Below are 15,576 nucleotides of genomic sequence, written 5' to 3'. Positions count from 1 at the left end.
ACCTCCGCGCCGGTGCTGCTGCTCGGGAGCCAATCCGGCGAAAACCGCCTGCTGTTTGCTGTTTCCGAGGCGATGCGCCCGGTGAAAATCAAAGCCGGAGTCCATGAGGAAACCTGCGAGGCGGCCTGTTCGGTCGAACTTTTCACCTGCCCGGAAGCGCCGATCGCGGCTTATGAACTCCTGCTCCGGCTCGATATCCGGCCGCTCTTTTATGCCGAGGCGATCCGGGAAGCCTTCGGATGGCTCGCCTCTTTCCCGGAATATGAGGCGGCCGCCGTCCCGCCGGCCGCGTATGAGCCGTTCTACTCCTCCTGGTACAGTTTCCACCAGAATCTTTTCGCGCCGGAGCTGGAACGCGAATGCGCGCTGGCCGCGCGGTACGGCATGAAGGGCGTGATCATTGATGACGGCTGGCAGACCGACGACAACCGGCGCGGTTATGCGTTCTGCGGCGACTGGGAGATTTCCGAAAGGCGTTTCCCCGACATGCGCGCCCATGTGGAACGGGTTCACCGGCTCGGGATGAAATATCTGGTCTGGTTCTCCGTCCCGTTCATGGGGGACAGGAGCCGGAACCGGGAGCGGTTCGAAGGGAAGTTCCTCTACCGGCTTGAGGAGCAGGGGACGGCGGTGCTGGACCCCCGTTTCCCGGAGGTGCGGGAGTTTCTGATCTCCACCTATGAAAAGGCGCTTGTGCAGTGGGACATCGACGGCTTCAAACTCGACTTCATCGACAGCTTCCGCTTCGACGGGGAAGACCCCGCCGTCCGGGAGGATTATGCGGGCCGGGACCTCCGATCCCTGCCGGAAGCGGTGAACCTGCTGTTGTCGGAAACGCGTTCCCGGCTGGAACGGATCAAGCCGGGAATCCTGATCGAATTCCGGCAGAGCTACATCGGGCCGGCGATCCGGAAATACGGCAATCTGTTCCGGGTCGGAGACTGCCCGGGGGATTTTCTGTCGAACCGGCTCGGCGTGATCGATCTGAGGCTGACATCCGGCGACACGGCGGTGCATTCCGACATGCTGGAATGGAACAGCCGCGACACGGTTGAAAACGCCGCGCTGCAGTTGCTGAACGTGATCTTCAGTGTGCCGCAGATTTCCGTGCGGCTCGCCGATCTCCCGGAGGAGCATCGGGAGATGCTGAAATTCTGGCTGGATTTCATGCGCGTCCATCAGGAGGTGCTGCTGCACGGAAAGCTGACGCCGTATCACCCCGAACTCAATTATCCGCTGGTCGTCGCGGAGACGGAGACGGAGATGGTGATCGCCGTTTATGGCGGGGACCTGGCGGTGCCGGTTCCCCCGAGGCCGGGAAAATGCTGCTGGATCATCAACGGCAGCGGTTCGGACCGGCTGCTGCTGGAGCTGCCGCTGCCGGTTCGTCAGGCCGTCTGCTTTGACGCGACCGGGCGACAAAGTCCCGGTGCGCCGCCTGTCGCGGGGCTTTCCCGGGTGCGGCTGCCGAAATCGGGGCTTCTGGGCATTCAGTTCTGATGGGTCGGGCGGAATTTATGGTTTGAAATGGAGGATTTTTTGATGAAGAACAATGATGCCCGCCCAAACGGGCCCATCCCCTGCCGGAGAACCGGTGCAGATATGTATGATCGGGAGTATTCCCTGTGGAACGAGGCCGTTCCTTTCGGCGGAACGGAGGAGCGAGCCGCTGCGGAGCGTTTCCTGGAACCTGTCGACGGGATTGACCGGCTGACGGATGTCGCGCGCCCGACGCTGACCTTTTTTCCGGTCAGCGGCCGTGGACCGCATCCGGCGGTGATGGTCTGCCCCGGCGGCGGCTATGAGTTTCTGGCGTGGAATCACGAGGGACGCGATATCTGCGGCTGGCTCAATTCGATCGGATTCGCCGCTTTCCTGCTGAAGTACCGCTGCCCGGACCTGCGGAAAGCCGCGCGCGCCGACGCCGCGAGGGCGATGCGGTTCATCCGCTTCCATGCGGAATCGTTCCGCATCCGGCCGGACCGGCTGGGTTGCCTCGGCTTTTCGGCGGGAGCCCACCTGACGGCGTCCATCGCCGCTCCGGCGGAACCGGTGCCGTATGAGCCGGTTGACGAAACGGACCGGATGCCGTTCCGCCCCGATTATACTTTGCTGATTTATCCGGCCTATCTGTGCGGTGACGATCTCGCCCCGCAGCCGGAGTTCCGCATCGGTTCCGGGACTCCCCCCGCCTTTCTGGTTCAGGCGGAGGATGACCAGGTCCGTGCGGAGAATGCGCTCGGCTGGTTCCTGGCCCTGAAGCGGGCTTCGGTTCCGGCGGAGCTTCATCTCTTTGCCGAAGGGGGGCATGGATACGGCATCCTCCGCAGCGGCCGCCCGGTATCGGATTGGCCGCAACTTGCCTCCGGCTGGCTGCGGCGGCAGGCGAACCTGTCCTGACCGCGGGAACGGCAATCTTCAACCTCCTTATCAGAAAAGGATTTTTCATTATGACCCGACAAATGCGTTACCCGGCCGTCCCGCTGGTCGTGCACGATCCCTTTTTCAGCGTCTGGAGCTTTTCCGACCGCCTGACCGAAAGCTGGAGCTGCCATTGGGGCGGAGCCGACAGCAGGCTCTCCGGCATCCTGCGGATCGACGGCCGGAGCCGGCGTTTCTGCGGCCTCGACGGCGGTGAAGCCATGGAACAGACCGGTTGTGAAGTACTGCCGACGCGGACAATCTATACCTTCGCGGCGGACGGCGTCGAGCTGAAATTCACTTTCCTGTCGCCGCTGCTGCCGGATGATCTGGAGCTGCTCAGCCGCCCGCTCTGCTATCTGGTGCCGGAAGTGCGTTCCGTCGACGGCCGGGAACACAGTGTGCAGTTCTATCTGGATTGCGGCGCCGACTGGACCGTGAACGGAGCCGGGCGCCAGGTGGCCGGAGGCCGCGGCGAAGCGGCCGGCCTGAAACTGGCGTTTGCCGGCGGCTTGAATGACCACCCGCTCCGCGAATGCGGCGATATCGTCAAGATCGACTGGGGAAGACTCTATCTGGCCGCCCGGCACGACTCGCCCGTCACGCTGCGGTATCAGAAAGCCGGAATCCTGCGCGAAAGCTTCTGCCGGGACGGCTCCATCGGCGGCTGCGACGATCTCCTCGACCCGATGACCACCTTGCAGTACGCCTGGCCGGTCTGTGCGGCCGCGCATGATTTCGGCAGAGTTGGCGCCGAACCGGCGACGCTGCTGCTGGCGGTGGCTTATGACGATGTCTTCGCACTTGAATTCCTGCATGAAAAACTGGTCGATTACTGGCGCAGGGACGGAGAAACTTTCGGCGCCATGCTGAGCAGGGGCCTGGCCGAATATTCCGAAATCGAACGCCGCGCGGCGGAATTCGACGCCCGGCTGCTCGCCGACTGCCGGAAGCTCGGCGGCGAAAACTATGCCGTACTCTGTGCGGGGGCGTACCGGCAGGCTGTCGCGGCCCACAAGCTGGCCGCCGACCGGCAGGGCAGGCCGCTGTTCTTCTCCAAGGAGAACCATTCCAACGGCTGTGTGGCGACGGTGGATGTGACCTATCCTTCGGCGCCGCTGTTTCTGCTGATGGCGCCGGTACTGCTCGAAGGCATGCTGATTCCGATCTTCGAGTTTCTCGATTCGCGACGCTGGAAATTTGAGTTCGCCCCGCATGACCTCGGCACGTATCCGCTGGCCAACGGCCAGTACGACTGCAATCCGAAAACGCAGATGCCGGTCGAGGAGTGCGGCAATTTGCTGATTCTGACCGGAGCGCTGCTCAAGTTCGACGGACGCCGCGACTTTGTCCGCCGGCACTACGGACAGCTCAGAAAATGGGCGGTTTATCTTGTCGGCAACGGCATGGACCCGGCGTCCCAGCTTTGCACCGACGATTTCGCCGGGCATCTGGCGCACAACGCCAATCTGGCGTTGAAAGCGATTCTCGGCCTGGGGGCCTTTGCCCGAAGCGCCGGCGCACTGGGCGAGGCGGAGGATGCGGAATATTTCCGCACCATTGCCGAAAAGTTCGCCGGGGAATGGCTGGAAGCCGCCGATGGCGGCGAATGCACCCGGCTGGCATTCGACCGGGAAGGCACCTGGAGCCAGAAGTACAATCTGGTCTATGACAAACTGCTCGACCTGAATCTGTTCCCGGAATCGCTGGCGGAACGCGAAGTCGCTTTCTATCGGGCGCACCAGAACCGTTACGGTCTGCCGCTCGACAGCCGGGCTGACTACACCAAACTGGACTGGATTCTCCACTGCGCCTGCCTGACGGGCAAAGACGACGATTTTCAGGCCCTGCTGGCGCCGGTGATCGATTTCCTGAAAGAGTCGCCCAGCCGGGTGCCGATGACCGACTGGTATGATACCCGGAGCGCGGTGCAGGCCGGTTTCCAAGCCCGTTCCGTGGTCGGCGGGTTGTTCCTCCGGCTTCTCTACGACTCCGAAACCGTTGCCGCATGGAGGCGGAGCCGCTGACTCCGGGAAGGCTGAAAAAATCGGGAAATCAGGAGCGGTAGACAGAATATACGCCGTATGCAAGTTTCCAGAAATGGGATTTCGCTCCTATCGAAGCGCCTTGGTCGCCGAAGACGACCGCAATATCCGCGCCGGACTGGTCGATGCGCTGGAACTGGAGGGATATGTGCTGGAAGAAGCCGCCGACGGCAGCGATGCGCTGCGCAATTTCACCGTATTCCGCCCGGATCTGGTGCTGCTTGATGTCATGATGCCGAATCTGAACGGCTATGAAGTGTGCCGGCGGATTCGGCGCGGCGACGCGGCGACTCCGATCATCATGCTGACCGCCAAAGGCGAAGAGATCGACAAGGTGCTGGGACTCGAACTCGGTGCCGACGACTATGTAACGAAACCGTTCGGCCTGCGTGAACTCACCGCCCGTATCGCGGCGCAGCTGCGCCGTCGCCGGCTTGAAAGCGCCGCACCGCCGCCCGCCGCAGAATTTGCCTTCGGGCCGTGGCGGGTGGATGTGAAGAAACTTGCGGCCGGGGCCGGAGACGCCTCCGTCGAACTGACTGTGCGCGAGGTCGAACTGCTGCGCCTTTTTGCCGCCCATCCCGGCGAGGTGCTTGACCGGAACTTCATCATGCGGGAAATCTGGGGCAGTGCGCTGACTTCCTCGCGCACGCTCGATCAGCATCTGGTCGCGCTGCGGCGCAAACTTGAGCCGGAACATTTCCCGCGCCTGATCGAAACCGTCTATGGCGTCGGCTACCGCTTTCGCGGCGAATAGCTCCGGCGGAAACCCGCCGCCGGCTTGCCTGCGGCTGCGCACCTCTTCGATCCCGCTCCGGAAAAAGCGGCGGCCGGAATTCTCCCAAAGTGTTATTTTTTCTGCCGCTCCGCGCGGTAGAGGGAGGGCGAGCGTTCATGAAAGCGTTTGAATTCGCGGGAGAAGTGGAAAGGATCGTTGACCCCGATTCGCTCGCAGACTTCGCCGATGGAGAGGTCGGTCGATTCCAGCAACTGCGCCGCCAGCGCGTATCGGATGGTCTGGAGATAGTGGTAAGGCGTAATTCCGACGATCTGCCGGAACCGCCGGGTGAAGGCGTCGGCGGAGAGTCCATACCGTTCCGCCAGCTCGGAGTTGCTCCAGGAGTATCCGGGATTTTCACGCAGATCGCGGCAGGCGCGGCTGATTCTGGAGTCCCTTTCGGCAAAACGCAGGATGCCGGGCGGCAGGCGGTTGAGCGCCAGCGATACGATTGAGATCGCCAGCAGTTGCGCCTTGGATTCGGAGGGATTTCCCCGCTTGAGCAATGCTTCCAGTTCCCCGGTTAGCTCCTCAAACGTCCGGTCCGACTCGACCGACAGCAGCGAAACCTCCGACGGCACGAAGCACGAGTTGAGGATGAAGTGGATAAACAGCTGCTCTGGATTCCCCTCGCACTGACTCTCGACCTTCCGATAGGGCGGAGTCAGATAGAGAAAGCCCGGCTCCAGCTCCCGCCGCGTTCCATCCGGCAAAATCAGCGCCGCCCCCGGCGCCGAATGCCGGTAGAGCCGCCAGTGAATCCCCGGCAGCGTCTGGCTCCACCAGCTTCCCAGCGTCTCCCAATTGATGAATTCTATCTGCAGCTGAGGGGGAGCGGAACCTTGTATGTCGGTTTTCTTCATGGAATGACGGCTTATATTCATGGTACTGATCTTGCTTTTATTCATCAATTTTGGTATAATATTATTATAAACGCGAAAACCGGTTTTTTCAAATCATCCGAAACCGAAAGGAGCTGTCATGAATACATCCGGAAAAGAATTCCCGCTCAAAATATACAATCAGCCTTTGTATGCCGCCCGGCGTAAAAGAGAGGGGCACGGGGGAGAGAAAGCGGCGACCAGCGCTGCGTCTCTCCCCGTACCAAGTAATCTTAACATCCCTCTGATGTCCGGCAAGCTCTCACGCCTCCGCCTGTCGACCGCCTCGTACCCGGCACCGGCACCTTGCCGGACGCAGGGGGCGCGGGGGACGGCGGACACGCCCCCCGCATATCGCCATTTAAGGCCGATCACTACAAGATTTACGCTGATTGAGCTGCTCGTCGTGATCGCCAGCATCGCGATTCTGGCGTCAATGCTGCTCCCGGCATTGAACAAGGCGCGGGAGAAGGCGCGGTCGATTGACTGCACCAACAACCTCAAGCAGATCGGACTGGCCTACCAGCAATATTTCGGCGACAACAAAGGATACCTCATTCCGATTGCGGACAATTCCTGGGCTTTCCCCTGGTGGCATCATCGGCTGGTCAGCGGAACTGCGGATGTGCTGAGTTCCACCTCCATCGACGCTTCCTTTTCCGGCGGCTACCTTCCTCCGAAACAGCTGTTTTGTCCGTCGTTGAAAAAACAGGCCGATTTCAGCACTTTCATTTCATATGGGCAGAACTATATGCTGACCGCATATAAATGGGGTGAATTCAGATCCGGTCCGGCGGACTCCATTCTCAAACCGTCCATCAAGTATTTGATCATGGACACGTTTCACGCCCTTTCTTCCATCGCTGGCGATTACGACTCCGAAATGGGGGTGTTCCGTACTTTCTGGCAGATGGAAGGCGGGTTCGGCATTCCGGGAGCACGGCACAGTTCCGGAGTCAACGTCCTGTTTCTGGATGGACACGTCGCCAGGATTCAGACGAATGATCCGAAGAATCCCTATCGCCAGGATCCGTTCAAACCCTGGGAAGAGAATACTTTCCCGACCAATTGATCCTCTCCTTGTAAGTTGAAGCGCAACCCGGAGGAAAGAATGGAAAAAGCGGCAGTCTGTATCAGGAGGACTGCCGGCAGAAAGAATGAATATCATCGGCAATGCCGCCATCGGCGTTGGAAACTGTCAGGTAACGTCACAATATTTTGCATATCAACCAAATAGAAGGATGGCTTATGAAAGAGTCCAGAACCATATCGGCTTTCCCGGAAAGAATTCGCTGTCTGGGAATCGCCTTCCTGCCCGTGTTATCCGCCTTGCTGTTCTGCAGTGTTTGCGGTCCGATCGATTGCGGTGCCTCCGCCTCGGATTTTGACTATAACGGAAATATCTCCGTCAAATTGGGAGACAGTGTGTTTCTGACCAGGGATGATATTCAGCTGTCGGAAAACGGAAAGGAGGTCGATGCGATCGACTGGCGGGTTCAGGGGGCGGTTTCTCCTCTCGACGGAACGGTATCCCGCAAAGGAGTGAACGGAATTCTCGCGGTAAAGGCCGGAGTCGTCGAAATTCCCAATGGTGTGCGCATTATCTGGAATTGTTCTGTGCCGAATCCGGGATCGGAGAAAACGCTCAGCGTAACTGCGTCGATTCCGGCGGAGGCGCTGAGCTTCCTGCCGCAGGGGGATCCCTGTGTCGTCGTCAAGTTCGGCGCGGACAAGAAAGGCGTGATCGAAGGGGAGTTCTATCGCTATCATTTCGACGCGGGCAAAAGCAGCGTCGACTTCAGTTTCGCCGGAGTGGAGGACTTCCGTTCGGCCGACTGGCTGAAGAAATTCCGGCTCACGCTGTATACCGCAAAACTGACGAAGCCGAACGCGGAAATCATCGTTGAAGTGACCCGCACGGTCAATGAAAAATTCTTTCAGAAGGGCGGGCAATCTCTCTTCCTTTCCATCCCCGTCGCGCAAAATGGAAACCGCACACTGAACGATCAGGTGGAGAACGACGGGAAGGGCGGCTGGACGGATCAGGGCACCAACGACCTCAGCGTCCTCAAACCGGGAACTTTGATCGCGCAGGGAATCCCGTTCGAGATCGGCGGCAGCGCGATCATTCTCCGGGGCAAAGCCCGGCAGTCGTTTCCGGAAAAATCGCCGGAGATGCCGGTTGGGGCCAAGGTGGAACGCTTCGCGTTCTGCCATACCGCCGCGTGGAACAGCATCGGCAGGGCCGGATTTCTCTACCGGGTGTTTTATGAAGACGGCACCACGGCGGATATTCCCGTGATCGGCGGTCTCGATGTGGCGGACTGGGCCGGGCTGATCCCTCCGACCGCCCGTGTGAAAACCGCATGGAAGGGCTTCAACAGCGAACATCCCGTATCGCTGGCCCACATGCAATGGAAAAATCCGAAGCCGGATGTTCCGGTCCGCTCCATTCAGGTGCTGTCGGAAAATCTCGAACCGGTCGGAATCGTGCTGGCGGTCACGGCTGTGAAACAGGAAAAGAGTTCGCCGGAGCTGATCCGTTTTCTGAACGAGGAGTATTTTGCATCGAACGGGGGGGCGGTGACGCTGCCGGAGGAGAAAAAGGACTGGTACGAATGCCGGATTCCCGTAGACCGGAAAATCGAGCCGGGCAGTGCGCTGGATGTCTCGTTCATCAATCACGTTCCCGCCGGAAAGTTCGGTTTTCTGAAGCGGGTCGGCGATCATTTCGAATTTGAAAAGCGTCCCGGCGAGCGGGCGGTTTTCTGGGGAACCTGCCTCTCCGGAGCGCCGGAAAAACAGTACGCTCCCGTGTATGCCGAGGCGCTGGCCCGGGCCGGTGTCAATATCGTTCGGATGCACATGTGGATGAACCATTTCACCCATCCCGGATTCCCGGATGAAGTCGCCCGCAGTTTCATCCAGCCCGGCGAAAAGATCAATGAAGAAACCCTTGACGACTACTATTTTTTCTTCGCGGAATTGTTCAGACGCGGCATCTACCTCTATATGGATAACATCGGAGTGACCGAGTGGGTCAATCCGCGGGGGGATTACAGATTTCAGGCGGATGTGAATGAGAAACTGAAGAATATGACCCGGAAAATGTATCTCACGGTCAATCCCTACACCGGCAAACGGCTGGTGGACGATCCCGGTTTTGCGATGTGCGAGATCATGAATGAAAATTCCTGCACATACGGCGGTTCTGACTATTCCGGGAAGAGCGGACAGATAGTTGCCGAACGGTGGGAAAAGTGGCAGAAGGAGCGCGGCCTCTCTCCGCTGCAGCCGCTTCGCGGAACGCCGATGGAAGGAAACGGCGAAGAAGGCCGCCGCTTCTTCGCCGCGCAGCAGAAAGCATTCTTGGAGGATTGGTACGGTTTTCTGCGCGGCATCGGCGTCAGAGTCCCGATCTGCGGCACCAATCTGGCACTGACCGCCGGTGATCTGTGGGCCAGCCAGAACATGGATTTCATGAACGATCACACCTATTTCGGCAGTTCTCCGACCGGAGGCGGCTACTGGAACCCCATGGACGCAAGCTGCGTCAAAATGCCGCTCACTACCGTGGGGCTGTTCGGGGAGATCATCCATTCCCGGCTGGTTGACAAGCCGATCGTCTGCTCGGAATGGAGTTTTGTCTATCCCAACGTTTACCGCATGGAGGGACACCCGTTCACCGCCGCGTTCACGGCCTACCAGGGAATCGATGCGATGTTCTCCTTCGACTGGTCGGGCTCCTATCTGCCGAACTTGAAGCATGTGGTGAAACAGCCCCGGATCGTCTGCCTTTCCCAGATGGCCGATCCGAGCACCTGGGGCCTCAGTCAGGCCGCAGCCGTGGCCTGCCTGCGAAAAGACATCAGCCCCGCCCGGAAGAGCGTCATTCTCAAATACACCGAAGACGACATCTGGAGCAACCGCCGCCAGCTGCCGCAGACGGTCTCGTTTCTCTTCCAGATGGGCAAGGTGGCGATTGAACTGCCGAAGCCCGGAGCGAAAAACGAATGGCCGCTGAATACCGGAAAAAGCCCCGTCGAACTGTACGCCGAAGCTGTCAAACGGCTCGGCATTGATGCGGGCAGGGATTATGTGGTTTCCGATACCGGGGAGCTGATCCGCTTCTCCGATCCCGCCCTGATGCTGGTCGATACGCCGAAATCGCAGTTCGCCATGGGCACTCTCTCTTCGCTCGGCACCGATCCCCGCCGGAAACTCTCGGCTTTTGAAATCGCTTCGCCGATGCCGTTCGCCACGCTGACGTTCACCAGTCTCGACAACCTGCCGCTGAAGGAGAGCAAGCGGATTCTCTGCTGTGCCGTCGGCAACTCGGCCAACGCCGGGGCCCGTATCGACGGGAAGGGATATTTCGAGCCTGCGGAAGGGCCGGTTCTGACGGAACCGTTCCATGCCGTGATCGCGTCTCCGGCGGTTCCCGGCGCTCCCCTCGCCGTTTACAGGCTCGACCCGGATACCGGCAGGCGTATCGGGGAACTGGCGGTCGAAGTCCGGGATGGCAGGGAGTCCTTCGTTATCGATGAAAACACTGAAACCATGTATCTTGAATTGGTGAGAAAGTGAATGAAGTGAACTGTGTCCTGTGAAAAAATGAAGAATCATCTGTTCCGTGCGGCGAAATGCTTCCGGAATCATGTTGCAGAAAAATAGATTGATAATAAGAAAGCAAAAGAACCATGCCTTCCCTTCCTTATCGCCAGGTTCATCTGGACTTCCACACCTCTGGGGAGATCCCGGAGGTGGGGGCCGCGTTCGATCCCGCCGAATTCCGGCGGGGGCTGGAAAATGCGGCGATCGATTCGATCACCTGTTTCTCGGTCTGTCACCACGGTTACAGCTATCACCCGACACGGGTCGGGGTCATGCATCCGGGGTTGAAGTTCGACCTGCTCCGCGCCCAGATGGACGCGGCGCATGAGGCGGGCGCAGCCGTCCCCGTCTACCTCTCCGCCGGGGGCAACGACGTCGCCGCACTCGCCCACCCGGAGTGGTGTGAAGTCAATCCGCCCGGCGTCGGCGGCTGGGGAGCTCCGGACGAGCGGACGCCCGGCTTCCGCAAGCTCTGCTTCAACACTCCCTATCTCGACTATCTCTGCCGCCTCACCGACGAGACGCTCGAACGTTTTCCTGATGCCGACGGACTCTTTTTCGACATCATCCTCCAGTGTCAGTGCGTTTGCCCGAAATGCGTCGCGGACATGCGGGCGGCCGGACTCGACCCGGAGTCGGAGGCGGACCGCCTGGAATTCTCGCAGCGGGTGCTGATCAACTATTATGAGCGGATCGCCGAAACCGTGCGGAAGCACAACCCGGAGATGCCGGTTTTCCACAACTCCGGCCACGTCGATCCCGCTCGTCCGGAGTTATTCCGGTATTTCTCGCATCTGGAGCTGGAGAGCCTGCCCACCGGCGGCTGGGGATACGACCACTTCCCGCAGTCGGCCGCGTTCGCCCGTCGGACCGGCCTCGAATTCTCCGGTATGACCGGGAAGTTCCACGGCACCTGGGGGGAGTTCGGCGGCTTCAAGCACCCCAATGCGCTGCGTTACGAGTGCTGCGCCATGCTGGCCGCCGGAGCCAGGTGCAGCGTCGGCGACCAGCTTCACCCGACCGGGAAGCTGGACAAAACCTCCTGCGACCTGATCGGACAGGCTTATCGCGAAGTCCGCGAAAAGGAGCCGTTCTGCCGGAACGCGATCAACCTCGCCGACGTCGGCGTACTCTCCGCCGCCGCCTGCGGAATCAGGAACGGCGGCGATGCCGACACCGGCGCGGCGCGCATCCTCCAGGAGGGACACTTCCTCTTCGACTTCCTGCATCCGGACATGGAATTCACCGGCTTCAAGCTGCTGATATTGCCGGAGGAGTTCGACCTTCAGCCCGCGTTGGCGGAGAAACTGCGCCGTTTCGCCGCAGACGGCGGCAAAGTGCTGCTGATCGGCCGCACCGCCGCAACTTCCGGGCTGGATTTCGGAGCGGAATTTGACGGGCCCGGCACGTTTTCGCCCACCTATCTGCTTCCGGCGGAAGCGGTGCGCCCGGACTATCTTTCAACGCCGTTCGTCGTCCGGGCGGGCAACTGGAAAATCCGCGCCGCCGGAGGCGAGAGCCTCGGTGACATCTACGAGCCGTATTTCAACCGGGAGCCCGGCCACTTCTGCAGTCACCAGCACACGCCGAACCGCCCGGAGCCGTCCGGATACTCCGCCGGAGCCGTCTGCGGCAACGCGGCGGTTCTCGCACAATCGCTCTTCGCGGTCTACGCCTGCGACGGCGCGGTGGTGCTGCGGCTGTTCCTCGACAAAGTTCTCCACCGTCTGCTGGACAAAGAGATCACCATTGAGTCGAACCTGCCCTCAACCGCGCGGTTGACCGTCACCCGCGACGAAATCAACCGCCGGATCGTCGTTCACCTGCTGTATGCCGACATTGTGAAACGCGGACGCAACGTCGAGGTGATCGAAGACCTGCCGCCGCTGTATGACACGGAACTGCGCCTCCGTATTCCGGAGACGGTCCGTTCCGTCACAATGGAACCGCAGCATGACGGCCTGTCATTTCGGCAAAACGGCGGCAGGGTCGAAACCGTCGTTCCGCTCTTCCGGTGTCACCAGATGATTGTTTTCTCATTCTGACTGCATGGGCGTGGGGAAGAACCGGAGGGGGCGCTTCGTCTTTCTTCTGACCTTCCCTGACGGCAGAGGAAGCGGTTCTGCCAATTCCGCAATCTGCACACCGGCGAAACCGGCGGCAGCCGCATCACTCTCCCGGTGCCGGGAACGCTTCCCGCGGCCGTCGAAAGGCTGTGGATTACAGCAGCTCGGCCACCGATTTGCGATTCACGATCCGGCAGGGAAAAACAAAACGGAGCAAGATCTTTGCAAGGAAAGAACTTGCTCCGTTTTTTACAGGAAGACCATCTGAAGAAGGGATTGTCTTCCGTGGAATTCAATCTCTTTTCTGAACGATTTCATGGTTGAGTTTATGAGGGACGATGATTTCGGGATTTATTGAGAAACATCTTTTCCTGTTCCGCCCATGAGTCGGGAAAACTCCGACGGCAACTATCCCAGGAAAGGTCAAGTTCGCCGGAGAGGAGTTTATGGATGATCTTAGGGGAAAGGAGTGTCAGGCGAATCGTCCGGGAAATCAGCCCTGAATCAACTCCGACGGTTGCAGCCAGATCCTTGATGTTGGAAAATTTTCCTTCATCAATCATTTTCTGCCAGCGGAAAGCCCGGGCAAGAGCCAGCTGAATTGGAGTATATTCTACATGTTCACTGTCGGGGGTAAAAATTCTCGTTCTGCCACCGGCGATTTTGAAAATCAACGGGATCGTCACCCGGACATTCCCGTTTTCCAGAACTTCAATCTGTTTCTTCTCCATTCGCGATTTCCTCCATAAGAGTTTTGATACCTGAACTCTTGAATTCTACAGTGAGCTTGCTTTCGTGAACTTCGACCTTTTCCAGGAGAAGATGGAGAAGGCGGTTCATTTCACCGGGCGAGATCTCCTGCCAGAATGTTTCTTTGAACAGTTCTGCGATTTTCTCTGCGGGAAGATTCAACACTTGCGCCAGTTTTATCAGAATCGTCGGTGTCTGAAGCATTTTCATCACCTGTTCCCGAGTGATCCGCTCCACATCTCCTGCGGGGATCTGGCGCACCGGGCAAGTCGGAGTTGCCCGTTTGGAATCCTTTGCACAGAAATAATAGTAATACTGTTTTCTGCCTCTCCGCGCATAGGTCGGCATCATTGCGCAATCGCAGTGTCCGCAGCGTAAGATTCCTTTTAACGGAGCAATGATTTCAGTCCTGGGCATATGGGCTGGTGCGGGATCATTCACTCTGAGAATTTCCCGAGTCCGATCCCAGACGTCCTGGGCGATAATCGCTTCCTGTTCTCCATCACAAATGCTGTTTTTGTAGTTGACCTTACCAACGTAAGTATGGTTGCTCAGAATCCGATAAATATGCTGTCTGTTCCAAATTCTTCCCTGCTTGGTTCGAATCCCGTCTTTGTTGAGTTCCTGAGCAATCAGTGCCGGAGACAGAACCTCGATGAATCGCTGAAAGATTCTTTGGATGATCCGTGCTTCCTCCTCCACGATGGTCAGCTTCTTGTTTTCCACACGGTATCCCATCGGAACGCGACCGCCGACCCATTTACCTTTCTTCCGGCTGGCGGACATCTTGTCGCGTACACGCTCGGTGATAACCTCCCGCTCATATTGCGCGAAGGTGATAAGAATGTTGAGCATCATTCGCCCGGCGCTGGTGGCGGTATTGATTTCCTGCGTCACCGCGACAAACTGTGTGCCCCATTCGTCAAATTTCTTGGAGAGGTCTGCAAAATCACAAATGGATCGGGAGAGTCGGTCGATCTTGTAAACCACGATGATGTCGACCAGCCCGGCTTCACAGTCGGCAAGGAGCTGCTGAAGAGCCGGGCGTTTCATATTGCCGCCGGAATATCCTCCGTCGTCATAACGAGTCGGGAGGCAGACCCATCCGTTGGCTTTCTGACTGGCGATATAGGCTTCGCCAGCCTCCCGTTGAGCATCCAGACTGTTGAATTCCTGATCCAGTCCTTCCTCAACGGACTTGCGTGTGTAAATCGCACATCTCTTCTTTGGAATCGTTTGCATCACCATCACTTCACCCCGAAAAAGAGTTTGCCGTTCCAGCGAGTCCCGGTAATTTCGCGGGCGATGGCGGAAAGCGATTGATAGACCGTTCCGTCATATTCGAATTTTCCATTCCCGAGAGCCGTCACTTCATATTTTTTACCTTTCCAGGCCCTCTGGTAGCGAGTTCCGCACACATGGGAAACTCCATTTTTTCCATACCGGAGATTTGCCTGGGGATCGCCGTCTGCAATCTGCTCAAGAAGTTGCCGGTCCGCTTCGGAGAGTCCGCCGTAATAAATCTCTTGAATCCGGTAGGCAAGACGGCGGCGCAGGTTTGCAATATTGGTCTGCCCCGGTTCAAAGCCAAAGAGTTCACAGAATTTTTCCCGAAGTTCTGCCTGATTCATCAGATCCAGCAACTCCAGCTGCCGTTTTACCTCAGATTCATTCATCATGCCGTAACCCCTTTGCTTTTCTCTATATACAAGCATTTATCCCTGCGTTTATCCAGTTCTTTTGCCTTGATTCTGCGAAGAACTGCGGCAATCAGATCGATCGCCTGACGAATATTTTCCGGGAGTTCCCGTTTATCCATTTTTCTGTCTCCTGAGTTCGGAAAGTTTGAGTCTGCCGTTTTGAGGAATCACGCCAGGGCGTTTGTCGGAAAGACGGATCATCGGCTTGCGGTCGAGCTTCGCCGGAAGCGTCTCGGGCAGAGATGCGCCGAGCATGGATCCGCAGACCGCACAGCCCGCGACACAGTCCAGAAAGTGGTTGTCGTGCGACTGCGGCTTGAG

The 15,576-nt window shown here is 58.6% G+C and carries 13 protein-coding genes; 7 read left to right on the top strand and 6 right to left on the bottom strand.

Annotated elements, in window-relative coordinates; all coding sequences use genetic code 11:
* The first annotated feature begins 81 nt into the window (after positions 1 to 81).
* From Q0K10_RS13535 to Q0K10_RS13520, 4 genes are all read left to right on the top strand, one after another.
* Positions 82 to 1,500: a glycoside hydrolase family 36 protein gene (locus Q0K10_RS13535; protein ID WP_294507987.1), complete on the top strand. Its 1,419-nt coding sequence runs from the start codon at positions 82 to 84 to the stop codon at positions 1,498 to 1,500.
* Between the two features lie 102 nt (positions 1,501 to 1,602).
* A complete protein-coding gene (locus Q0K10_RS13530; protein ID WP_294507985.1) occupies positions 1,603 to 2,400 on the top strand; it encodes an alpha/beta hydrolase in 798 nt (265 codons plus the stop codon).
* 50 nt (positions 2,401 to 2,450) lie between these two features.
* Positions 2,451 to 4,448 (top strand): DUF4965 domain-containing protein, encoded by a 1,998-nt coding sequence (locus Q0K10_RS13525; RefSeq protein ID WP_294482980.1) that lies wholly within the window; start codon positions 2,451 to 2,453, stop codon positions 4,446 to 4,448.
* A gap of 73 nt (positions 4,449 to 4,521) precedes the next feature.
* On the top strand, positions 4,522 to 5,223 hold the full coding sequence (locus tag Q0K10_RS13520; protein WP_294507983.1) for a response regulator transcription factor: 702 nt from the start codon (positions 4,522 to 4,524) through the stop codon (positions 5,221 to 5,223).
* A 92-nt stretch (positions 5,224 to 5,315) separates the two neighbouring features.
* Here the strand turns inward: Q0K10_RS13520 and Q0K10_RS13515 are convergent, their stop codons facing one another.
* Positions 5,316 to 6,107: an AraC family transcriptional regulator gene (locus Q0K10_RS13515; RefSeq protein WP_294507981.1), complete on the bottom strand. Its 792-nt coding sequence runs from the start codon at positions 6,105 to 6,107 to the stop codon at positions 5,316 to 5,318.
* Between the two features lie 118 nt (positions 6,108 to 6,225).
* Between Q0K10_RS13515 and Q0K10_RS13510 the strand changes: the two genes are divergently transcribed.
* From Q0K10_RS13510 to Q0K10_RS13500, 3 genes are all read left to right on the top strand, one after another.
* Entirely contained in the window at positions 6,226 to 7,197 is a 972-nt protein-coding gene (locus Q0K10_RS13510; RefSeq protein WP_294507979.1) for a prepilin-type N-terminal cleavage/methylation domain-containing protein, read from the top strand.
* Between the two features lie 353 nt (positions 7,198 to 7,550).
* Positions 7,551 to 10,712: a hypothetical protein gene (locus tag Q0K10_RS13505; RefSeq protein ID WP_294507977.1), complete on the top strand. Its 3,162-nt coding sequence runs from the start codon at positions 7,551 to 7,553 to the stop codon at positions 10,710 to 10,712.
* A 113-nt stretch (positions 10,713 to 10,825) separates the two neighbouring features.
* Positions 10,826 to 12,784 carry an alpha-amylase family protein gene (locus tag Q0K10_RS13500; RefSeq protein WP_294507975.1) on the top strand — a complete coding sequence of 653 codons (1,959 nt, stop codon included), beginning with the start codon at positions 10,826 to 10,828 and terminating at the stop codon, positions 12,782 to 12,784.
* 347 nt (positions 12,785 to 13,131) lie between these two features.
* On the opposite strand, the gene Q0K10_RS13495 is transcribed toward Q0K10_RS13500, so the two are convergent.
* The 5 genes from Q0K10_RS13495 to Q0K10_RS13475 form a co-directional block, all read right to left on the bottom strand.
* Positions 13,132 to 13,536: a hypothetical protein gene (locus Q0K10_RS13495; protein WP_294507973.1), complete on the bottom strand. Its 405-nt coding sequence runs from the start codon at positions 13,534 to 13,536 to the stop codon at positions 13,132 to 13,134.
* On the bottom strand, positions 13,517 to 14,803 hold the full coding sequence (locus Q0K10_RS13490; protein ID WP_294507971.1) for a recombinase family protein: 1,287 nt from the start codon (positions 14,801 to 14,803) through the stop codon (positions 13,517 to 13,519). Before Q0K10_RS13490 ends, Q0K10_RS13495 begins: the two co-directional genes overlap by 20 nt.
* Complete coding sequence (locus tag Q0K10_RS13485; protein WP_294507969.1) at positions 14,803 to 15,234, bottom strand: DUF2924 domain-containing protein; 432 nt, start codon at positions 15,232 to 15,234, stop codon at positions 14,803 to 14,805. The genes Q0K10_RS13490 and Q0K10_RS13485 overlap by 1 nt, the downstream gene beginning before the upstream one ends.
* Entirely contained in the window at positions 15,231 to 15,374 is a 144-nt protein-coding gene (locus Q0K10_RS13480; protein ID WP_154420124.1) for a hypothetical protein, read from the bottom strand. The genes Q0K10_RS13485 and Q0K10_RS13480 overlap by 4 nt, the downstream gene beginning before the upstream one ends.
* Positions 15,367 to 15,576, bottom strand: a 210-nt coding sequence (locus Q0K10_RS13475) for a hypothetical protein (protein WP_294507965.1), incomplete at its 5' end; no start/stop codon positions are given. The genes Q0K10_RS13480 and Q0K10_RS13475, both read right to left, overlap by 8 nt.

Source organism: uncultured Victivallis sp., from assembly GCF_944391105.1.
In the GTDB taxonomy this organism is placed as follows: domain Bacteria; phylum Verrucomicrobiota; class Lentisphaeria; order Victivallales; family Victivallaceae; genus Victivallis.
This window is presented reverse-complemented; position numbering and strand designations above follow the sequence as displayed.